The following is a 21674-nucleotide window of genomic DNA, read 5'->3' as shown; positions in this document are numbered from 1 at the left end:
ACTGGATGATGGCGGCCCCGGCGTCACGGCGCCGCCGCGTCGATCGCCTTCACGATCCGCTTGTCCGAGACCGGCTGCGCCGTGCCCAGCGCGTGCGCGAAGTAGCTCACCCGCAGCTCCTCGATCATCCAGCGGATGTCCAGCACCTCGCGCGGCACCGGCCGCCCCCGCGGGAGCTGTTCGAGCAGCCACGCGTACTCGTCCTGCATCTCGTGGACCTTCTCCATGCGCGTCGTGTCGCGCTGGACGGCCGTCGGCATCTGCTGGAGCCTGCGGTCCGCCGCCACCAGGTAGCGCATCAGGTCCGGCAGCCTGCGCAGCCCCGTACCGGTGACGAAGCCGGCCGGTACGAGGGCCGCGAGCTGGTCCCTGACGTCCTGGACGTTGTTGACCAGCACCAGACTGTTCGTGGCCTTCAGGCGGCGCTCACAGGACTGCCAGGCGGCCAGGATCTGCTGGACCTGGCCGACGGTCCTCACCGTCGCGTCGACGAGGTCGGCGCGCACCTTGTCGAACAGCTTCCGGAACGACTCCTCGTCCCACGCCGGGCCCCCGTGGTCCGCGATCAGCTTGTCCGCGGCGGCCGTCGCGCAGTCCTCGAAGAGCGCCTGCACCGATCCGTGCGGATTGCGGGACAGCGCCAGCTTCTGCTGGTTGCTGAGCTTGTCGGAGGCGAACTTCGCCGGGTTGACCGGGATGTTCAGCATGATCAGCCGCCGGGTGCCGGCCCACATCGCCTGCTGCTGCTCGGCCTCCGTGTCGAAGAGCCGTACGGCCACGGTCGCGCCCTGGTCGACCAGGGCCGGGTACGCCTTCACGGGCTGGCCGGCCCGCCGCGTCTCGAAGATCCGTACCAGCGTGCCGAGCGTCCACTCCGTCAGACCCGTGCGTTCGATCGTCTCGCCGCCCGCCCGCTCCGCGGTGGCCGCGGCGGCCTGGGAGAGGGCCTGGCGGGCCTTGGGGCGGAGCTGGAGCCTCAGCGCCTCCAGGTCCTTCGCCTCGGCGATCTTGCGGCGCCGTTCGTCGACGATCCGGAACGTGATCTTGAGGTGGTCCGGGACCCGGCTCAGATCGAAGTCCTCGGCCGTGACCGGTACACCGACCATCCGCTGGAGTTCGCGCGCCAGGGTGAACGGCAGCGGCTCCTGGAGGGGCACGGCGCGGTCCAGGAAGGCGGCGGCGTAGTTCGGCGCGGGCACGTAGTGGCGGCGTACGGGCTTGGGCAGCGACCGGATCAGCTCCACGACCACCTCCTCGCGCAGCCCCGGGATCTGCCAGTCGAAGCCCTCGGCGGTGACCTGGTTGAGGACCTGGAGGGGTACGTGGACGGTGACGCCGTCCGCGTCCGTGCCCGGTTCGAACTGGTACGTCACCCGGAACTTGAGCGGCCCCTGGCGCCAGGAGTCCGGGTAGTCGTCCTTGGTGACCGAGCCGGCCTTCTCGTTGATGAGCATCGACCGCTCGAAGTCGAGCAGCTCCGGCTCCTTCTGCCGCCTCGCCTTCCACCAGGAGTCGAAGTGCGCACCGGAGACCACGTCCTCCGGGACCCGACGGTCGTAGAAGTCGTAGAGCGTCTCGTCGTCCACGAGGATGTCGCGGCGCCGGGCGCGGTGCTCCAACTCCTCGACCTCGCCGAGCAATTTGCGATTGTCATGGAAGAACTGGTGGTGCGTGCGCCAGTCGCCCTCGACCAGCGCGTTGCGGATGAACAGCTCCCGCGACGCCTCGGGGTCGATTCGGCCGAAATTCACCTTGCGCTGGGCGACGATCGGCACCCCGTACAGCGTGACCTTCTCGTACGCCATGACGGCCGCCGCGTCCTTCTCCCAGTGCGGCTCGCTGTACGTCCGCTTGAGGAGATGGCCGGCCAGCGGCTCGATCCACTCGGGCTCGATCCGCGCGTTGACGCGCGCCCAGAGCCGGGAGGTCTCCACCAGCTCGGCGGACATGATGAAGCGCGGCGGCTTCTTGAAGAGGGCCGATCCGGGGAAGACCGCGAACTTCGCGCTGCGGGCGCCCAGATACTCGTTCCTGGTGCCGTCCTTCCGCGCGCCGTCCTTTCCGCTGTCCTTCTTCGATGCCTCCTTCTCCTTCACGTCCTTCATACCGACGTGCGACAGCAGGCCCGCGAGGAGCGAGACATGGACGGACTGCTCCGCGGCGTCCTCCTCGTTGAGGTGGATGCCCATCTGCCGGGCGACCGTGCGGAGCTGCGAGTAGATGTCCTGCCACTCGCGGATCCGCAGGAAGTTCAGGTACTCCGTCTTGCACATCCGGCGGAACGCGGAGGAGGAGAGCGCCTTCTGCTGCTCCCGTACGTACCGCCAGAGGTTGAGGAAGGCGAGGAAGTCGGAGGTCTCGTCCTTGAAGCGGGCGTGCTGCTGGTCGGCCTGCGCCTGCTTCTCCGAGGGGCGCTCGCGCGGGTCCTGGATGGAGAGCGCGGCGGCGATCACCATCACCTCCCGTACGCAGCCGTTGCGGTCGGCCTCGACGACCATCCGGGCGAGCCGCGGGTCCACGGGGAGCTGGGAGAGCTTGCGGCCGAGCGGGGTGAGCCGCTTGGTCCGGTCCTTCCCCTTGGCGGGCTCCTTCTCCGTCATGTCGAAGGCGCCCAGCTCCTGGAGGAGTTGCACACCGTCGCGGATGTTGCGGTGGTCCGGCGGATCGATGAACGGGAACTTCTCGATGTCACCGAGCCCGGCCGCCGTCATCTGGAGGATGACGGACGCCAGGTTCGTCCGCAGGATCTCGGCGTCCGTGAACTCCGGGCGGGACTCGAAGTCCTCCTCGGAGTAGAGCCGGATACAGACCCCGTCCGAGGTACGGCCGCAGCGGCCCTTGCGCTGGTTGGCGCTGGCCTGGGAGATCTTCTCGATCGGCAGCCGCTGGACCTTGGTGCGGTGGCTGTAGCGGGAGATCCGGGCGTTGCCCGGGTCGATCACGTACTTGATCCCCGGGACGGTCAGCGAGGTCTCGGCGACATTCGTCGCGAGGACGACCCGGCGTCCGCTGTGGCGCTGGAACACCCGGTTCTGCTCGGCGTGCGAGAGCCGGGCGTAGAGCGGCAGGACCTCGGTGCCGCGGTGCGAGAGCTTCTGCAGCGCCTCGGCGGTGTCGCGGATCTCCCGCTCGCCGGAGAGGAAGACCAGGATGTCGCCGTGGTCCTCGCGCTGGAGCTCCTCGACGGCGTCCGTGATCGCGGTGATCTGGTCGCGGTCGCGCTCCGCGCTGTCGTCCTCCAGGAGCGGGCGGTAGCGCACCTCGACCGGGTACGTACGGCCCGAGACCTCGACGATGGGCGCCTCCCCGAAGTGCCGGGAGAAACGTTCCGGGTCGATGGTCGCGGAGGTGATGATCACCTTGAGGTCGGGGCGTCTGGGCAGGAGCTGGGCGAGATAGCCGAGCAGGAAGTCGATGTTGAGGCTGCGTTCGTGGGCCTCGTCGATGATGAGCGTGTCGTACGCGAGCAGTTCGCGGTCCGTCTGGATCTCGGCGAGCAGGATGCCGTCCGTCATCAGCTTGACGAAGGTCGCGTCCTGGTTGACCTGATCGGTGAAGCGGACCTTCCAGCCGACCGCCTCGCCGAGCGGCGTGTCCAGCTCCTCCGCGACGCGCTCCGCGACCGTACGGGCGGCGATCCGGCGCGGCTGGGTGTGCCCGATCATGCCGCGGACGCCACGGCCCAGCTCCAGACAGATCTTGGGGATCTGGGTCGTCTTGCCCGACCCGGTCTCCCCGGCGACGATCACGACCTGGTGGTCGCGTATCGCCTCCAGGATCGTGTCCTTCTTCTGGCTGACGGGCAACTGCTCGGGGTACGAGACGGCGGGCACCCGCCCCGCGCGCAGCCGGGTGCGCTCGGCGGCCTTCTCGGCCTGACCTGCGATGTCGTCGAGCACGGCCTGGCGCGCTTCGGGCTTACGGATGCGCCGTGCGCCTTCGAGACGGCGGCCGAGCCGCTGCGCGTCGCGCAGCGGGACGTCGGCCAGCAGGGTCTGGAGGTCGGCGAAGGAAGTAGACATACCGAAACCAGGATCTCACCCGCGCCGACGGGGAGGCGAACGATTTCGTGGCGGGCCGGCCGGGTACGGGCGCGGCGGCACCCGCACGGGACACGGGAGGGGAGTGGCGGGCCATGGAAGAGGGACGGCCGGCCACGGGGTACGGGCCACGGGAAAACCCCCGCCGGACGGACCGGGCGGGGGCTCGTGCCCTTGCGGGCGGTGGTGGCTGGGGCCGGGATCGAACCGGCGACCTATCGCTTTTCAGGCGATCGCTCGTACCAACTGAGCTACCCAGCCACGCAGCCTCGCGGCTGCAAGCGGTCCTGACGGGATTTGAACCCGCGGCCTCCACCTTGACAGGGTGGCGAGCACTCCAAACTGCTCCACAGGACCAAGCAATGTGCGAGCACTAGTCTCGCACACAGTGTTGCGTGCCCCCAACGGGATTCGAACCCGAAATCGTTACCTTCCTGACCTGCGATTTTGCTGTAGAACAGGGATGAAAACCCCCGTTTCCATCCCTCTCCGCCCGGCTCGATCCGGCTCGACCCCGGACCCGTGCTGACATGTCAGCACGGGCATCAGCGCGATTGCACGCGCGATACAAGCAGGTCAGGCGGGGCTGTTCTCCAGCTCAGGGTAGGGCAGCAGGTCCACGTCCAGAGTGGGCCCGTCCGTCGGCCACCCCCGACGGCACCGCCCAGCTGAGACAGCAAAGGCTGCCCCGCGCGTTGTCGTAGGTGTCACCGGCGGATCCGATGCTTGCGCGATGCCAGCGGCCCTCGAGGTGTTCGGCGAGCCTGAACGACGGGTACTGGGCGAGTTCGATCGGTCGTTACAACGGTGGCTACTACATCTGCCCGCCCGACTCGGCCTTCCACGTCCACACCCGCTCGATGGACGCATCACGCCCGAGGTCGTGGTGCGACTTGCCCTCCTTGGCGAGTTCCCGCTCCCCGATGTTCTGCGTCGAGATGCCAGCGTGGCCCATGCCCGGCCGGCACAGCGTCTCGAAGCGCTGCATCCGCTTCCGCCGCGTCAGCACGTCGATCAGCTTGTGCTCGAAGGTGCGCCCGTGATGTAGCGACTCGGTGACGCTCGGCGGCGGGATGACGACCGCGTACGCTGGCTTGTCGCTCTACTCGTCCGCATCGAATTGGCCCCGGACAAACGGAAGCCGCGCGGGCGGCCAATCATGTGTGACGAAGAACGCGGCCCGCGCGGCCGACATCACTCGTACTCCCGGGATTACGAGTGATCCCGCATCACAGTTCGCCACCGCCGCGGCAACGGCTCATGCCTCGGAGACGTCCGCCTTCACCTCGCTCATGAAGGGACCCCCGCCCGGCAGTACTGTCGAGCACAAGCGTGCTCGATGCGGGCGGTCGAATCGTCCCTACGGAGAAAGAGAACGAACTCGCAGCCCCCGACCATCCCGTTCTCCTTCGCCAGTACCCGCAGGCTGGAGAGCTGGGCCGCGCTCGTCGCCCTCTTTAGGGTGATCGGCGTCGGGTGACCAGCGATGGAAAACGTCCTGGCCATGGGAGCCTGCCGCATCCCGAGCCGCCACGTAAGCCAGCTGCTGACGACGACGCCACTGCCGCGCAGGATGTCCTTGTCCACCGTCAGCCGGACCCCGAATACATTGCCGGCAGGGTCGGCGGCCATCGTGGCTGGCTGTGCCGGCTCACTCTCCTCGATCGGATCGGCTCCGCGCGCGACAAGGTCGATCGAACCGTCTTCCGTCATTCCCACCCTGTCGTCCAGCAGACACTGCTGGAGGCGCCACAGCGTCACGGGGTACCGCTCGCCAACCTTTATGAAAAGGGCTTCCTTGGGCAGAGGGCCCAGCTCGGCCAGCACGGCGACGAATGCCTCCACGGCGTTCGGGTATGGAGTCACGTTCAGGTGGGGCCATTCGGCCAGCGCCCACTTCCCCTCCAGTCGGAGCTGGACGAACCTCTCGTCCCGCCTGAGCGCTTCGGTGACGGCGGGCTTCCGCTTGATCCCAGTCGGTTCGAGCAGGTCCTCAGCCGGACAGGGCTCGCCATTCGCCAGCAGATAGAGGTAGGCCGCGTCCCTACCGCGGGCGCGACGACGCAGCCAAGAGCCCTCGACGCCGGGCACAAGAGGGCTCTTCGAGTGCTCAAGCAACTCCAGCAACGGAACATCGTCCGGTACACCGGCCGACGCGAAGTTCACCGCCACGTCCTCCCCACGGAGCGGCGCCTCCTCCACTCCAGATCGCAGTAGGACCTCCAAGGCGGTCGGATTGCGCGTCCACCAGCCGTGCAGGCGACCAGCCCACGTCAATGGAGGCTCAGCCCCCACAGCCTGGACGAGAAGCACCACACCAATGTTTTCGCGTACGCCCAGCGCCGCGGCTAGTTCGGACTCAGGTATCGCCGGACTCACGGTGAGAGCCATGAGCCGATCACGCCAGTCATCGACGAAGGCGTCTGCGTAATAGCAGAGTCGCTCCTGCGCCATCACAAGCAACTGACGAACCCTTTCACGGCTCATCCCATGCTGCTGCCCGATGCTCCCGAGTGTTTCCCCACGGGCACGGTCCTCGACCATGCGACGCGACCGGAGGGGTAGAACACGCCAAGCGGCGCTAAGCCAGTCGTCGTCAGCCTCGGTCATCGCACCGTCCGCATCAGCCATCGGTGACATGCGCGCTGGTCAGGCCGAGCCGGTGCGCGATCCGCTGGTTGGTCGCCTTCTGCTCCGGAGTGATCTTCCGAACGAAGGAGTCCACCGTGCAGATGACCCAGGGCAGCGCGTCGCCACCAGCCTGTGTCGCGATGGCCGCCCACGCGAGGTGCTTGAAGTCGCGCATCGGGGCCCAGGCGAACCGCTGCTCCGTCTCCTCGTCGTTCTCGTGGCGAATCTTCACGCAGAGCGGCTTGATGGCGAGGGTCTCGAGGTCGACTTCCCAGCCGGGGCCGAGAGCCCGCACAACAAGCTCGCTGACCGGGGTAGAGGGCTTGGCCACGAGCGGGGCCCACTTGCCTACCCCGTAAGTGGCCCGGACGTACTCCTTCATGGGCCTGTCCTTGAGCCACGGCCGGATGTTCTCGGTCTTCCCGATGAACGGCAGAAGCCGTCCTCCGATCGCCGGGTCGGACGTCCACGTCACGTAGTGACGGGTGCGGTCGGCATCCGGCAGGTAGATCCAGTTGAGGTCGGCCATCCTCTTGTAGAGGAGGCGCACGACTTCTTCTTCCAGGTCCGTGGGGATCGCGTACTTGCTCATTCGATTCCTCTCGTCAAAGGGAACTGAAGGCGGACCTCGTCCGCCTTGGTCTCAAGGTCTGCCGCGTCCTGGATCCAGTGGTCCATTAGGGACCCGACGGTCTCGTCACTGAACTGGATTCGGGAGGCGTGCGGCATACGTACGCGTAGGTGCTCGCTCTCTTGGGCATCCTGGGCCTCCAGCGATCGCCGAAGTTCCAGGGTCGCCGCCACCCTGCGGATGTCGGTCACAAAGTCGAGGACCCGCAGGGCGACCTTGCCGGGGCTGAGCCGAAGCCCACGCCCGAGTTGCTGGACGAAGATCCGCCGGCTGTGCGTGACCCGCAGGAACGCGATGAGGTTGACGTCCGGGACGTCGACTCCCTCATTGAAAACGTCGACGCAAGTGATCACTGGTACCCGGCCGAGCCGGAATTCGTTGAGCAGGACTTGGCGCCGCTGCCGCGGGAGCGCGCTGTGGAGGAAGGACGCGTTGGACCACGCCGAGTCGGACGCGGCGAACAACCGGGCCATGTGCTCGGCGTGTTCGATGGTCTGACAGAAGACGATGGCCCTCGGATCGACCGTCGTTCGCCACGCCTCGCGGAAGTGCTCGACGATCTCCTCGTCGCGTTGCGGCAGGAACAGGGACTTGTTGAGGTCCTTGATCGACTGGCCGTGCACGCTGGCGTCCCTGACCGCGTCCCAGTCGACGTTGTCGACGTACAACCGGTAGTCGACGGCGGACAGGTAGCCGGCGGCCATGCCTTCCGCGATACCCATCTTGAAGCTCGGATACCCGAAGCGAGAAGTGATGTCAAACTTGTCGCCGCGCCAGGGCGTCGCCGTCACTCCGAACTGCTCAGCATTCCCACACAGATCGAGCAATTCCGCAAACCTGCCGGTCTCGGCCACGTGATGAGTCTCGTCAATCATGATCAAGTCGGGCCGGTAGCCCACGCGTACGGCACCCAGAACGGACTCGACGGTTCCGACGACGACTCCGTCGAGACTTTCGGGTCGACTTTCCCCAGTGAGCAGGCGCGTGGGAACGGACTTGGGGATGTGCCGCCACATCGCCTTCTCGAGCTGTGCTACGAGCTCCTTCATGTGCGCCACGACGAGGATCTTCGCGTTCGGATTGGCCCTGAGGTGACGGCTGATGATCTCTCCACCCACCACCGTCTTACCGAGCCCCGTCGCGAGTACGAGCAGGGCGGTGCCGTTCGCGTCGAGATCGCGGATCACCACCTCCGCCGCCTCCGCCTGGTAGGGGCGCAGTGTGTACTTCGCGGGGACGGTTTCGGGCATCTGGTCACCGATGGATCCCAGAGTCGCGCCATGCCAGAGGGTGATCGGAACGCCGACACCGTTGAGCGCCGCGCTGCGAGCAGCCGCCACCCCGTTGATGTCGGTGTTGGTCACCAGGACGGCCTTGTCGGCGCGGTAGCGCGCGTGGGCTCTCTCCAAGTCGTCCACCCCGCTGCGGTCGACCTTCCCGCCAGTCTTCCACTTGCACTGGAAGACCCACTGCTCTCGACCGCGCACGGCCAGGAGGTCCGCGCCGTGGTCGCCCGCGCCGTCGATGACACGCACGTCGTTGAAGCCGAGGTGCCAGAGGGCCCGCTCGGTGGCGTGCGTGAGACCTGCGGGTCCTCCCCTCAACAGCTCCTCCGCCGCGAGGAAGACGGCGCTCACTTCTCCTCCGCGAGGTCGTCGGCCAGCAGGCGGATACTCAGCCTCGTGCGCAGCAGCTGATTCGGGAGACTGGCCCCCGCGAAGGTCGCCTGGGTGGCCACGTCGGAGAGGTAGCCGACCGTGCGGGCCAGGCTGAGTCGACGCGCGGAAGCGGAGGCGACGCCCTCGTACACCCCCTGGAAGACACGGTTGTCCATGAACGCCGACGGCAGCGACTCGACGAGACGGACCAGGAACAGTGCCGGCACGTGAAGCAGGAACTCACCGCTCGTACCGAGGTCGACGGTACGGGTCACCTTGCCGTTGGCGATCATGGCGTGCTCGGTGGCCGTGAGTTCGTCCGGAGAGAGGAAGTGATACGCCTTCCCCGCCTCGCCGGTACGGTCCAGCTCCGACACCATGCGGTGACGGATCTCGGCCAGGAGTTCCTGCGCCTCGGCGCTGATCAACTGGGCGTCCAGGGCGGTGGCGGGCAGCGACTCGGCACGGATCGCCGCGATGAGTTCGGAGTGGCTCCACTCCGTCTCCGCCCGCACCCTGAGCAGCACAGCGACCTCGGCGAGCAGGAGGTCCGCCGGGTCAGCGCCGAACTTCTGGAAGATCGCGTGGTCGAGGTCTAGGAAGGCCACGAGGCTGTTGCCGGCGCGCTGGTCGAGCAGGACGGGCGTGCGATGCAGGTTCTCGTCGGCCAGATTGCCCGCCGTCAGCTGACGCGTCTCGACCTCGACGAAGCCGACGCGCGGGTGACCGAAGGAGCGGCTGAGTGCCGGGTAGGTGGTGGAGTTCTCCATGTAGCGCGTAACGCGCTCGTGCCTGGTCTCCGGACGCTGCCCCGAGGCCGGCGCGAAGGTATCGGAGGTGCCGCCATCTTTCGGCGACTCCTCCTCCGTGCCGAGCTTCGCCCCGCCCGTCTCGTTCGCGGGAGTGGTCGGCTCGGCGGTGTCCGCTCCGTTGAAGCCGAGCGCTTCCATCACCGCCGCCTCGTCGGGCCTCCCCGGGGTGGCGGCGGCCGCCTTGGCGTTCTTGCCCCTGCTCTTGGCCGCCTCGTGGTCCTCGACCGCCTGCCACCAGCGCTCATCGGTCTGGTAGTCGGGATTGCCCCGGCGGAACTCCTGTCCCCACCGGCGGGTGTCGTCATGCATCGGCTTACGTCCGTCACCCGGGACCAGGTATCGGAGACCGGCGTCGTTGCGGCGGAACGCCTTGAAGAGGAGCGCGAGCGGGCTGGTGTTCTCCTCGTACCCCATGTCGGCCGCACGCCTCGGCAGCAGCGGCGCGACTCCCCTCACGATCTCGACCGCCGAGCGCCAGCTCCGGTCGCCGTACTCGAAGGCGTCCTTCTGGTAGGTGACCGGAACGTGATCGAGGTGGATCTCTCCGATGATGCGGCCACCCTGGTGGGCGAGGTCCACCGGATACTCCGGCTCTTCGTTGCCCGCTGCCCCGTCAGGGTTACGCCAGGTGAACAGCTGCTTGTCCCAGCGCAGGATCTTGCGGCCGTTCCGCAGGAAGTCGATCCCGTAGTCGTTCTTGTGCATATACCGCTGAATGCCGAGCCACCCGTGCACACGGCGCTCGCGAGCAGTGAGCCGGTTACTACCGCAGTCCTCGCAGGTGTCGCGATCGGTGAGCTGCCACTGTCCGCAGTCACCGCAGGCGAGACCGTTCTCCAGCCTCTGGTCGATCTCGATGTAGGCGGGGATGCGCTCCTTGTTGTTGTAGAGAACCGAGCGATCGTCTCCCCAGCGGCAGTGGCGCACGGGCTTCACCTGGAAGCCGCCGACCCACAGTTCGAACGGACGCTCCAGGAGCAGCCAGGAGTAGACCTGCCCCAGGATGTTGCGCAGAGCCGGGCCGTTCTTCCGCAGCCATCCAGCGCGCGTCGGGTGCAGGCGGCTGATGACGATGCGGGTGCCGTGTTCGTTGGGATCGGCCTTCGGCTCGGTGATGTCCTCCGCCTCGAAGTCGTCTCCGATGCGGTCCAGGTCGATCTCCACACCGATCCACTCGGTGTCGCCCTGCCGCGTCGTCAGGACCCGCGTGCGCTTCCCGAGCCGGGCCGTGGAGACGTTGAACCCCATGCCGAAGAGACCGAGCTTGTCGTGCATGTCGTTGCCCGACCAGCCGGCCCGTACCGCCCGCTCCAGTCGGTCGTACGTCATGCCGCGCCCCGTGTCAGTGATGACGAGCTGTCCCTGGGCCGAGTCGGGGAGCTCGACGCTGACCCGGTACCCGCCCGCCCAGGGGGTCCCGGAGCGATGGATCTCGGTGAAGTCGTCGAAGGCGTTGTCGATCAGCTCCGCGATGCATTGCCACTCGTCGAACTCGATCTCACCCAGCATGCGCAGCACGCGCGCGGATGGAGTGATCTTCATAGGTGGATGGACCCCTGTCTTCGTCTCGCGTGGGCACGCCGAAGAGAGCCCTACCGCGGGCCGCGTTTCGACGCGCGGCTCGGGGCGAGCCGTACGCGTGATGAAGAGAAGAGTAGAGGGCATCACTGACAACGCGCGCCAAGTTTCGCTCCACTGAACCTACTTGAGGGAACGAGGGCGCTCTTCGCGATGCGATAGAAGGATCATCGCAAGTGCAACCCGCACCGCGGGTCAGCAGGGCCGGTAGCGGACGCCGACGGCTCTTGGGGGACTCATCCCGTGATCCGTGAACCCGCCGAGATATCCGTAGAGTCCGATGGGCGCGTCGAACTGTCTTTGGGGCTGCTGGCCAGGCCGGCATCAACATCGGGGAGGGCCTGCTCGCGTTCAGCGACGGAGACGGACGCATCGTCCTCCGCCGTGCGCCAGACGCGATCAACGACCTCGTGAGTCATGGGACGCTGTGATCGTCCTGTCCCGCAAAGCCGCGAACGGCCGCGGCGACTCGACGCGCCGCTCGCACAGGATCTTCGTGCTCCCAGATTCTGATGGCCCGCCATCCCGCGTCCGCCAGAAACCGATCGGTCTGAGCGTCCCTGGCTCGATTCCCGTCGATTTTTGTGCGCCAGAAGTCGCTGTTGGTCCGGGCGGGTCGACAGTGGTCTGGGCAGCCGTGCCAGAAGCACCCGTCGACGAAGACGGCGACTCGCGCTCGACTGAAGACCAGGTCGGCGGTTCGGTTCACGCCGGGCAGCGGTCGAGTGGACACGCGATAGCGCAGGCCCTCCTGGTGCAGCAACGAGCGGATCCGAAGTTCAGGCGCAGTGTCGCGGCCCCGGTTCCCGCGCATCACCGATCGTGTGGCGGACGACGACGCCCATGAGCCTTCGGGGACGTGACGCTTCCCGACCATGCCCCGGTCCTTCGCGATCTTCCACGCCTGGTCGAGGTTCGCCGCTCGCGTCGGGTGCTCGACCTCACCGACGTAGAGAGCAGGCGAACGGCCACCCTCCGACCAGCGGAGATAGGCCCGGATGCGGCGAGTGCTGGGCAACACCTTCAACGTGATCGAGCCCAACGCGTACTCCCCGTCCTTGCGCTTGACGTAACGCTCCTCGCGGCTCCCCGCGGCACGATCTTGCTCAGCGATGATCGCCTTCCTGGTCCGTCCCTGACGGCCTCGCCATGCCCTCTCGGGCGGCGGTTTGTCCTTCCATCCCTCTTGCCGGGACGCGGTGGCGTCGTTCACGAACGCCGCTCAGCGTCGTCGAGGGCCTTCGCGACGGCGCTGGTGAAGATCTCGCCCAGCTTCACGGGAACCGCGTTGCCCAGCTGCCGCATACGCTCACCGCGCGGACCCGCCATGCTCCAGCCGTCACCGAATGTCATGACCCTGGCGGCCTCGCGCACTGTCATGTATCGGTGCTCGGGGCGCCTCTGCCCGGTCTCCTCATCGACGACCAGGTTGTCGAGCTGCATGACCGACTCCCCGCCAGGCACCCCGTGCACCCCAGCCTTGACCGTTTTCGCCGGCCGGTCGAGTTCGTTGGGCGTGTGCCCGTGATAGATCCGGGCTCCGGGCCATCCGACGTGATCGGGCACGCCTTCCTGCTCCGTCGTCTTGTCCAGCGTGCGGGTGTTGATCTTGGGCAGTCCCAGTACCGCGTCCCGGAGGGTGAGCCACGGCTCTAGCTCGGCATCACCACTCTCGAACGTCAGCTGCTCGTTCTCGTAACGCGACGTCACCAAGTCGATGACGCGTTTCGGGATCTCGGCGCCCTTCTCCTCGTGCCGGCGCCAATAGGAGCCATCGAGGATCGTCCGCGCGAGGGCCGCATGGGAGTGGGTGCGCGCCACAGCACGCTCGACCAGATCCGGGTCCACGCCCAGGTCAGCGCGAAAGGCCAGGAGGATCACACGGTTGCGGATCTGCGGCACCCCGTAGTTGGCGGCGTTCACCTCATGTTGGGTGACCTTGTATGTCTCCGCCGGATCTGTGTCCTTCGCCTCGATCCGCTCACGCAACGCACGGTCGTGCTCCTGCCATGTGGCGTCGTCCCGGCGCTGCACGAACGGCAGAGTGAGCTCGCGCTTGATGTAGTCGAAGTATGGCTTGAAGGACGGACGGAGAAGTCCTCGGACGTTCTCACAGATAACGGCCTTGGGTCGGATCTCGCGAACCGCCCGGAACATCTCCGGGAACATGTTCCGCTCGTCCTCGTCGCCCTTCGCGACCCCACCAAGGCTGAACGGCTGGCACGGGGGTCCGCCGGCCAAGAGATCGACCTTCCGCTCCCGGAGAAAGTTCATGTCCAGCTGTCGGACGTCTCCAGTGACCAGCGGAGGGTAGATAGGGCGCTCTCCCGCGTCAGCGGCCCCGGTGCCCCGCTCGCGTTGCTCATCGATCCCGTCCAGCCACTTGGCCAGCACGTCAGGCGCAGTGCCCTCGGGGAACGCGTCGAAGCGGTTCCCCTCGAGCGTCTCGCACGCCCTCTTGGCGAACTCGTTGAGCAGCAGGTGCCGGAACCCGGTCTTCGTGCTGGCCTGGACCAGCCCGCCTCCGCCCGCGAAGAGCTCTACCGACGTACGTTCCATGGTCTTCCCACTCCTTGCAGTTCAGCGCAGGGAAAACCATACCGCGGAGTAGCGGCAGTAGTTATCGATAGGTCAGAAGAAACATCTGTGATGTCGTAGCCTCCACACCGTTATCACCGACAAGGATCATGAGTAGGGCGGCGGGGGTCATGGAGGCGACAGCAGGGTGCTCGGAAAAGGCAACGTTCCACCGGAGCTTCACCCTCAGCATCACGAAGGCGCTTGGCGATCAGCTCGCGGCGGATCTCGCCACGCTGACCAGGGCCCCGCTGAGCGACACGAGTATCGGCCAGCTGCTGGAGCGCCCTGGCGTCTACCAGCTCTACCTGCACGACGACTTCGTCTATGTAGGCAAAGCCGACAAATCCCTTCCCGTGAGACTTCGACAGCACCTTAAGAAGATCTCGGGCCGCCGCGGAATCGCACCGAGCGACATGACCTTCTCGTGCCTGTACGTAGCGGAGGACTTCTCGGCCCTGGCGCCGGAACAGCTGCTCATCAACCACCACAAGGATTTGGGCGAGATCCCGTGGAACAACAACGGCTTCGGCAACAGGGACCCCGGCCGACAGCGAGACCACACCACTCTCAAGCCCAACCACTTCGACGCCCTATATCCGATCGATCTCGCGCGGCCGGTCGAGGGCCTCACAGCCGGCGAGACAAATGTCCTGGACCTGCTGGAAGCGCTCAAGGCGTCGCTTCCTTACAACATCCGGTACGCGAAGTCGGGTGATCTGGAGAGTGCCAACCTCGTCATCACGGACGTGGAGCTTTCGGTCGACGATCTCCTCAAGAGGATCTCGGAAGCGGCCTCAAGCGGTTGGCAGATCACGGCGCTTGGGGGCTACATCGTCATGTACGAGGAAGGCCCCGCCGAATACGCGAGCGCCTCGCGGTATTACCGCGGTGGGCAGACAATCGACAGCGTCCCGCTCTCCGCTCCGGAGGATGAGGCGGCGGTGGACAGCGGTTCGCCCGCCCAGGGCGCTTCCTGACAGAGCCCGACAATTCACAGCACGGCGGCTACAGCGACGGCTTGGAATCCGGCTCTTCGGGCGCCGTGACCGCGTCGTGCGCTGCACGGGATCGCGCCACGTCAGCGTAAGGATTCGCACTTCCCCGGGGCCGGCACCCGCCCCAGGTCGCTCAAGTCTTCCGCGCGCGGAACCCTGGCCTTACAGTCTCGAACCTCTGCGAAAAGGCGCCCGTGGCGGCGATCAGCGTCCTGCGCGACACCTCGGTCGCGGATCGCGTCTCGTCGGAGGTTCCCCGTGAGTTCGTCGTCGCGTTCCTGAGCCGCGCGGACAAGAGCGGGTACCTCGCGACCAGATGATCCCCAGACCGATGGGCCCTGGTGCCCGTGGCCGCCACGCGGATCGCGGTATACCAGCACACCCGGCCCGCTGGCCGTCGCGGCTCGCCGCTCCGCCTCCGCGGCTTCGGCCGCCGCTCGTCGATCCGGGGACGGTGGTGATGGTTCGGCGCTCGGCCTCGACGCTTCTGCGGGTCGGTGTGCGTCGGGTCTTGGGGCGCACGGCGTAGGCAGGTCCGCGATAGCGTCGCGAAAATGGGCCGGGATGGCTTCACGCGGCCGTTCGGTGAGGATCACGCGCTCCTCGGTGCCGTTCTCGATCTTGCGGATGAGGTCAGCGACGGCGCGGTCAAGCTGCTCCTGCTCGCCGAGCGCTTGGCCGCCGCAGGCGCGGTCGGCGTCGATCTCGTAGGCCGACAACGGCAGGAAGAGGTGGCACTGTTTCTTGTCGCGGCCCATCATCGTGTACAGGGCGTTCGCTTGGGCGCCGGGGCCGAGGCGAGGGCCGTACTCCACCGCGGAGGCCGAGTCCTGGGAGATCGACCAGGGAATCACGCGGGCTGGCGAACCGCAGAAATCACCGGGTTCTCCGCATCCTGACGGGCACCGATGTGCCCACTGATGGGCACAGGGAAATAGGATAAAAAAGACCCCCGCGCTGCATTATTGGAGGTCAAGAGGGTCTTCTTCGATGTGGAGCCTAGGGGATTCGAACTCCTGGCATTTGTCTACCGGCACGGATTGGCCGAATGGGCCGCACACGTAAGTCTTTGCGATCAGAGGCAGCGTGGCCATCGTGCCGGAACGACCGGCGAACCCCAACGCGGATTCTTGTGCCGCGCGCACTGTCACCCTGCTGTGGGCCTGACAGGGCGGCGTGTGGCGCGCTCTGGAGGAGCACGGGTTCTGCGCGGGAGCGAGAGTGGTTCGGCAGCCTGGAACCGTGGCCGTCCGGTGCTGACATGTCAGCACCAGAAGCCTCTGGGGCCGATTACTATCAAGGTGGGTGGGTTTTTTGCCGGGGCACACGACGAGGACGTCCCGGACGGAATGCTGTCCGGGACGTTCTCACTCTGGTGGCTGGGGCCGGGATCGAACCGGCGACCTATCGCTTTTCAGGCGATCGCTCGTACCAACTGAGCTACCCAGCCACGCAGTTCGCCGAGGCGATCTGCAAGCGGTCCTGACGGGATTTGAACCCGCGGCCTCCACCTTGACAGGGTGGCGAGCACTCCAAACTGCTCCACAGGACCAGGTTTACGTATGCGAATAAATCCGCATACGCACCGATGTGCGTGCCCCCAACGGGATTCGAACCCGTGCTACCGCCTTGAAAGGGCGGCGTCCTGGGCCACTAGACGATGAGGGCTAAGGGCCCGCCTGGGCGCTTTGCAGCGCGTCGGGGACGTCCGCAGCATATGCGATGCGAGGAGCTATCGCCAAAACGGTTTACGGGCCCCGGGGACCGGCCCGGCCAGGGCCTTCCCGCGGCCGGTCAGGGCGCGGGCTCGGGGAGGGCCGGCGTGGGACCCGAGGAACCGGATCCCGAGGAGGAACCGGAGGCCGGGGCGGAGGTGGACGCGCCGGCCGGGGGATCCGTACCGGCGCCGCTGCCGGGTTCCGCACCCGGCTCCGCGCCGGGCTTGCCCGCCTCCTGCGGGAGATGGCGGCTGACCTCCGCCGTCGTCAGCCCCAGACCGCCGAGCGTGATCTCGTCCCACGCCTGGAGCCGCTTGGTCGTCCGGTCCAGGTAGAGCACGGAGGCGCGGACCTTCTCCGGCTTCTGGTTCTGGAGCGCGCGCAGCCCGCCGCCGCCCGTCGAGCCCTCGATCTTCAGCCGGGTGCCGTACGGCAGCACCTCGGTCTTGCGCTGGTGCACGTGGCCCGCCAGGACGAGCGGCACCACGCCGTCCGTCTGGCGCGCGGCCAGCGGGTCGTGCGTGACCGCGACGTCCACCGGCGTACCGGCCCGCTCCTGGTCGCGCAGGGCCGACGCGAGCTGGATGCCCGCCATGCGTTCGGCCGGGTCGCCCGGGGCCTTCCTGGAGCGGTCCGGGGTGAACTGCGGGTCGCCCGTGCCCGCGATCCGGATCCCGCCGACGGACACGGCCCGGCCGTCGTCCAGGACGTGCACGTTCCGCATGCGCTCCAGGTACTCCTGGGTGACGTCCGAGTCATGGTTGCCCCGTACCCAGACATAGGGGACGCCCAGGTCGGCGATCGGGTCGAGGAAGGCGTTCTCGGCGGAGGCGCCGTGGTCCATCGTGTCGCCCGAGTCGATGATGACGTCGATCCCGTACTGCTCCACGAGAGAGCCGATGATGTGCCAGGCCGCCGGGTTGAGATGGATGTCTGAGACGTGCAGGACGCGGAGGGTGGCCGGGTCGGGCTGGAAGGTGGGGAGCGTGGAGGTGGCGTCGTACAGCTTGGTCACGTTGGTGACCAGCCGCGCCAGCTCCTTCTGGTAGACGTCGAAGTCGCTGACGATCGAGCGGGCGTTGCCGACGACCTGGGGCGCGGACGAGAGCAGCCCGGAGAACTTCGGCTCCAGCACCGACTGGGGGTTCCAGGTGGCGTACGCGCCGACGGCGGAGGCGCCCAGCAGCGTGAACGCGAGGCCGCCGGCGGCGAGCGCGCGGCGCGGGCGGCGGTAGACGGCGAGACCGAGGGCGGTCGCCCCGGACACGACGGCGACGACGGAGCGTACGGCCAGCTCCGTGGTGCCGGTCCTGACGTCGCGGGTGATCTCGCTCTGGAGCCCGGAGAGCCGTTCGGGATGCTGCACGAGGGCGGTGGAGCGGACCGGGTCGAGCTGGTCGACGTCCACGTCCAGCCGTACCGGACCGGTGTGCGTGGCCAGCTCCAGCGCGCCCAGCGGCGAGACGTTGATCTTCGTGCCGCCGGAGACGGACGGGCGGAGCGTCATCCGGGTGTCCATCGGGCCGACCGGCGTCCGCACGCTCCCGACGATCAGCAGCCCGAGCCAGGCGCCGAGCAGGACGACGGCGGTGAGGCCGAGCGCGCGGGTGAGGGGGTGCGGGGGATGGACCTGGATGAGGGCGCTCGTGGGGGCGGTGCGGCGGGCGCGGAGATGTCCCTTGACGCCGGCGAGCGGGGCGCGGAGGGCACGGAAGGGGAAGCGCGGGACATCACGGGCCATTGGGCGCGTATGCCCGCAGCGGTGGTCCGCCATGCCTGGCCGCCGCCAAGAGGAGTAGTCGGCGTACGGGGCGGGACCGGGCCCGTACGGGTGAGGACCACGGTCGCGGGCAGGCGTGCGGGCCCGCGCCCGGCCGTCAGCCCCAGCCGAGTTCGTGCAGCCGGTCGTCGTCGATGCCGAAGTGGTGCGCGATCTCGTGGACGACGGTCACGGAGACCTCGTGGACGATGTCCTCCGCGCTCTCGCAGTACCGCAGGGTGGGGCCCATGTAGATGGAGATGCGGTCGGGCAGGACACCGGCGTACCACTCGCCCCGGTCGGTGAGCGGCGTCCCCTCGTACAGCCCGAGGAGTTCGGGGTCGGCGGGGTCCGGCTCGTCCTCGACGAAGACGGCGACGTTGTCCATGACCCTGGTCAGCTCCGGGGGGATCTGATCGAGGGCCTGGCTCACCAGTTCTTCGAAGGTCTCGCGTGTCATCTCCAGCACAGGGCCATTGTCCGGCAGATCCGCCCCCCGGCAAGATCGTCGACGCCTCGGTACGTCCCGGGCGTGTCCCCGGCGGTGAAAAGGGAGTTGGGCAGGGCGGTCCGTCCCCGCCGTCGGCGGGAGCCCCGTTGCCACGCCCCGGAGGTGCCGCTCGTGCGCCAGTTGTCCGCCCCAGGCCGTCTCGCCGTCTGGATCGTCACGTCCGTGGCGGCCCTGACCTCCGCGGGCTGTATGAGCGTCGGCGACGACGCGGGGAGCCCGGCCCCCTCGCGCCCGGCGGACCGCAGTGGCGCCGCCACCGAACCCGACGGCGGTACGGGGGACGCGGCCGGAGTCGGTGGCGCCGACGCGTGGCCGGGCCATACGGATCAGAGCGCCGGCGGTACGGCGCGGGCCGAGGCGGACGGCGCCGCCGGGGCCGACGGCAAGGGCGGCGCCGGGGACGGGGCCACGGAGGCGGAGGCGGGCAAGGGGCCGTCGCCGGAGGCCGGTTCGTCGGCCGTACCGTCGCCCAGGCCGTCCACGGGCGCCCGGCCGCAGCCGGGGAACGGGAAGCCGACCGCGCCGGGGAACGAGCCCGTACCGACCAGGGAGCCCACCCGCTCCGCGCCCCCGCCCGTCCAGCCCACGCAGACCCCGGCGCCGGTGGACCCGGACCCCGAGCCGGAGCCGACGAAGCCGCAGGAGCCGCCGTCGGCGTCGCCGGCGGCGGAGATGCGGATGGCCGCGATGGCGCTGGCGGACGGGGCGGGGATGATGAAGGAGCCGTCGGCGTCGGCGCAGCCGGGGCCGGTGTGACGCGCGTCTCTTTCCGTGCTTTCCGCCGTGGGGGCGGGGGCTCGGTTTGCCTCGGTGGGGGGTAGGTGCGTATGGTAGTAGATCGTTTGATCATTGCCCGGCGCCGACACAGAAGAGCGCCGCGTGGCGCGTACTCTCCCTTGCCGTGGCTGACCGCATTGAGGCGGTCGATTTGCGAATCACGGAGTTTGGGCGCGTGCCGAGACTCCGGAAGGTTTCGCATTTCGCATGTCCATTTCCAGTACTGACCACACCGTCATGCCCGAGAACGCCGAGGCCGTAGAGGCCGTCATCTCCGCCGATGTGGCGGAGATCACCGAGGCGCCCGAGGTCGCTGAGACGGTGGAGGCCCCCGAGGTCACCAAGACCCCCGAGGCCGCTGAAACCCCCGAGACGCCCGAGGTGTCCGGGGCCGACGAGACCGACGAGACGTCAGAGGCCCCCACCGGCCCCACCTTCGGCGACCTGGGCCTGCCCGACGGCATCGTCCGCAAGCTCGCGCAGAACGGCGTCACCTCCCCCTTCCCGATCCAGGCCGCGACCATCCCGGACGCCCTGGCCGGCAAGGACATCCTGGGCCGCGGCCGTACCGGCTCCGGCAAGACCCTCTCCTTCGGTCTGCCGCTGCTCGCCACGCTGGCGGGCGGCCACACCGAGAAGAAGAAGCCCCGCGGCGTCATCCTCACCCCGACCCGCGAGCTGGCGATGCAGGTCGCGGACGCGCTCCAGCCGTACGGCGACGTGCTCGGCCTGAAGATGAAGGTCGTCTGCGGCGGTACGTCGATGAGCAACCAGATCTACGCCCTGGAGCGTGGCGTCGACATCCTCGTCGCCACCCCGGGCCGGCTGCGTGACCTGATCAACCGCCGCGCCTGCTCGATGGACCAGATCCAGATCGCGATCCTCGACGAGGCCGACCAGATGTCGGACCTGGGCTTCATGCCCGAGGTCACCGAACTGCTCGACCTGGTGCCGGCCGGCGGCCAGCGCATGCTCTTCTCCGCCACGATGGAGAACGAGATCAGCTCGCTGGTCAAGCGCTACCTGACCGACCCGGTCAGCCACGAGGTCGACAGCGCCCAGGGCAACGTCACGACGATGACGCACCACGTGCTCGTCGTGAAGCCCAAGGACAAGGCCCCCGTCACCGCGGCGATCGCCGCCCGCAAGGGCCGCACGATCATCTTCGTACGGACGCAGCTCGGCGCGGACCGGATCGCCGAGCAGCTCCGCGACTCGGGCGTGAAGGCCGACGCGCTGCACGGCGGCATGACGCAGGGCGCGCGGACGCGGACGCTGGCCGACTTCAAGGAGGGCCTCGTCAACGCCCTCGTCGCCACCGACGTCGCGGCCCGCGGTATCCACGTGGACGGCATCGACCTGGTGCTCAACGTGGACCCGGCCGGGGACCACAAGGACTACCTGCACCGCTCGGGCCGTACGGCGCGCGCCGGCAAGTCCGGTGTCGTCGTCTCGCTGGCGCTGCCGCACCAGCGCCGGCAGATCTTCCGGCTCATGGAGGACGCGGGCGTCGACGCCTCGCGCCACATGGTCGGCGGCGCCGGCGCGTTCGACCCGGAGGTCGCCGAGATCACCGGCGCCCGTTCGCTCACCGAGGTCCAGGCGGACTCGGCGAACAACGCGGCCAAGCAGGCCGAGCGCGAGGCCGCCGACCTGACCAAGCAGCTGGAGCGCGCCCAGCGGCGCGCCACCGAGCTCCGCGAGGAGGCCGGCCGACTGGTCGCCCGCGCCGCGCGCGAGCGGGGCGAGGACCCGGAGGCGGCGGTCGCCGCGGTGACGGCCGAGGCCGAGCGCGCGGTCGAGGAGGCCGCCAAGGCCGCCTCCGTACCGCAGCAGGCGGCGCCGCGCGACGAGCGCGGCAACTTCGGCCGCCGGGACGACCGGGGCGAGCGCAGCGGCCGGGGCGGCGCGCGGGGCTACACGCCGCGCGACGACCGCGGTGGCGACCGTGGCGGCGACCGCGGTGGTTTCCAGCGCCGTGACG

The 21674-nt window shown here is 68.3% G+C and carries 14 protein-coding genes, 5 tRNA genes and 1 pseudogene; 5 read left to right on the top strand and 15 right to left on the bottom strand.

Features of this window, described 5'->3' with window-relative positions; all coding sequences use genetic code 11:
- Nucleotides 1–23: 23 nt before the first annotated feature.
- From hrpA to ACFXPL_RS27160, 10 genes and pseudogenes are all read right to left on the bottom strand, one after another.
- Entirely contained in the window at nucleotides 24–4022 is a 3999-nt protein-coding gene (gene hrpA, locus ACFXPL_RS27205) for an ATP-dependent RNA helicase HrpA (protein ID WP_384924458.1), read from the bottom strand.
- A gap of 202 nt (nucleotides 4023–4224) precedes the next feature.
- Nucleotides 4225–4301, bottom strand: a tRNA-Phe gene (locus tag ACFXPL_RS27200).
- Between the two features lie 21 nt (nucleotides 4302–4322).
- A tRNA-Asp gene (locus ACFXPL_RS27195) sits at nucleotides 4323–4397 on the bottom strand.
- 460 nt (nucleotides 4398–4857) lie between these two features.
- Nucleotides 4858–5169, bottom strand: a pseudogene (locus ACFXPL_RS27190) (class I tRNA ligase family protein); the annotation flags it as partial.
- 161 nt (nucleotides 5170–5330) lie between these two features.
- Entirely contained in the window at nucleotides 5331–6671 is a 1341-nt protein-coding gene (locus tag ACFXPL_RS27185; protein ID WP_384924456.1) for an RNA polymerase subunit sigma-70, read from the bottom strand.
- Nucleotides 6664–7263 carry a hypothetical protein gene (locus ACFXPL_RS27180; protein WP_384924454.1) on the bottom strand — a complete coding sequence of 200 codons (600 nt, stop codon included), beginning with the start codon at nucleotides 7261–7263 and terminating at the stop codon, nucleotides 6664–6666. Before ACFXPL_RS27180 ends, ACFXPL_RS27185 begins: the two co-directional genes overlap by 8 nt.
- Nucleotides 7260–8939 (bottom strand): DEAD/DEAH box helicase family protein, encoded by a 1680-nt coding sequence (locus ACFXPL_RS27175; protein WP_384924452.1) that lies wholly within the window; start codon nucleotides 8937–8939, stop codon nucleotides 7260–7262. The genes ACFXPL_RS27180 and ACFXPL_RS27175 overlap by 4 nt, the downstream gene beginning before the upstream one ends.
- Nucleotides 8936–11314, bottom strand: a complete 2379-nt coding sequence (locus ACFXPL_RS27170; RefSeq protein ID WP_384924450.1) for an ATP-binding protein — start codon at nucleotides 11312–11314, stop codon at nucleotides 8936–8938. The genes ACFXPL_RS27175 and ACFXPL_RS27170 overlap by 4 nt, the downstream gene beginning before the upstream one ends.
- 451 nt (nucleotides 11315–11765) lie before the next feature.
- Nucleotides 11766–12563 carry a very short patch repair endonuclease gene (locus tag ACFXPL_RS27165; RefSeq protein WP_384924448.1) on the bottom strand — a complete coding sequence of 266 codons (798 nt, stop codon included), beginning with the start codon at nucleotides 12561–12563 and terminating at the stop codon, nucleotides 11766–11768.
- On the bottom strand, nucleotides 12560–13909 hold the full coding sequence (locus ACFXPL_RS27160) for a DNA cytosine methyltransferase (protein WP_384924446.1): 1350 nt from the start codon (nucleotides 13907–13909) through the stop codon (nucleotides 12560–12562). Before ACFXPL_RS27160 ends, ACFXPL_RS27165 begins: the two co-directional genes overlap by 4 nt.
- A gap of 149 nt (nucleotides 13910–14058) precedes the next feature.
- Between ACFXPL_RS27160 and ACFXPL_RS27155 the strand changes: the two genes are divergently transcribed.
- The 3 genes from ACFXPL_RS27155 to ACFXPL_RS27145 all read left to right on the top strand — a co-directional run bounded on the left by ACFXPL_RS27155 (nucleotide 14059) and on the right by ACFXPL_RS27145 (nucleotide 15824).
- Nucleotides 14059–14907 carry a GIY-YIG nuclease family protein gene (locus ACFXPL_RS27155; protein WP_384924445.1) on the top strand — a complete coding sequence of 283 codons (849 nt, stop codon included), beginning with the start codon at nucleotides 14059–14061 and terminating at the stop codon, nucleotides 14905–14907.
- Between the two features lie 212 nt (nucleotides 14908–15119).
- Nucleotides 15120–15245, top strand: coding sequence for a hypothetical protein (locus ACFXPL_RS27150; RefSeq protein ID WP_384924443.1), 126 nt, complete (start codon nucleotides 15120–15122; stop codon nucleotides 15243–15245).
- Nucleotides 15246–15479: 234 nt separating this feature from the next.
- Complete coding sequence (locus tag ACFXPL_RS27145; RefSeq protein ID WP_384924441.1) at nucleotides 15480–15824, top strand: hypothetical protein; 345 nt, start codon at nucleotides 15480–15482, stop codon at nucleotides 15822–15824.
- A gap of 474 nt (nucleotides 15825–16298) precedes the next feature.
- Here the strand turns inward: ACFXPL_RS27145 and ACFXPL_RS27140 are convergent.
- From ACFXPL_RS27140 to ACFXPL_RS27120, 5 genes are all read right to left on the bottom strand, one after another.
- Nucleotides 16299–16375 (bottom strand) — tRNA-Phe (locus tag ACFXPL_RS27140).
- A gap of 27 nt (nucleotides 16376–16402) precedes the next feature.
- Nucleotides 16403–16477: transfer RNA gene (locus tag ACFXPL_RS27135), tRNA-Asp, on the bottom strand.
- 43 nt (nucleotides 16478–16520) lie between these two features.
- Nucleotides 16521–16593, bottom strand: a tRNA-Glu gene (locus ACFXPL_RS27130).
- Between the two features lie 126 nt (nucleotides 16594–16719).
- A complete protein-coding gene (locus ACFXPL_RS27125; RefSeq protein WP_384924439.1) occupies nucleotides 16720–18384 on the bottom strand; it encodes a metallophosphoesterase in 1665 nt (554 codons plus the stop codon).
- 136 nt (nucleotides 18385–18520) lie between these two features.
- Entirely contained in the window at nucleotides 18521–18871 is a 351-nt protein-coding gene (locus tag ACFXPL_RS27120; protein ID WP_384924437.1) for a metallopeptidase family protein, read from the bottom strand.
- A 153-nt stretch (nucleotides 18872–19024) separates the two neighbouring features.
- Between ACFXPL_RS27120 and ACFXPL_RS27115 the strand changes: the two genes are divergently transcribed.
- Together ACFXPL_RS27115 and ACFXPL_RS27110 are read left to right on the top strand one after the other, a co-directional pair.
- Nucleotides 19025–19669, top strand: coding sequence for a hypothetical protein (locus tag ACFXPL_RS27115; protein ID WP_384924435.1), 645 nt, complete (start codon nucleotides 19025–19027; stop codon nucleotides 19667–19669).
- Nucleotides 19670–19897: 228 nt separating this feature from the next.
- Nucleotides 19898–21674: DEAD/DEAH box helicase (locus ACFXPL_RS27110; protein WP_384924433.1), on the top strand; the 1777-nt coding region annotated here is incomplete at its 3' end.

The sequence above is a fragment of the Streptomyces sp. NPDC059092 genome (genome assembly GCF_042756365.1).
Classification (GTDB): domain Bacteria; phylum Actinomycetota; class Actinomycetes; order Streptomycetales; family Streptomycetaceae; genus Streptomyces.
This window is presented reverse-complemented; position numbering and strand designations above follow the sequence as displayed.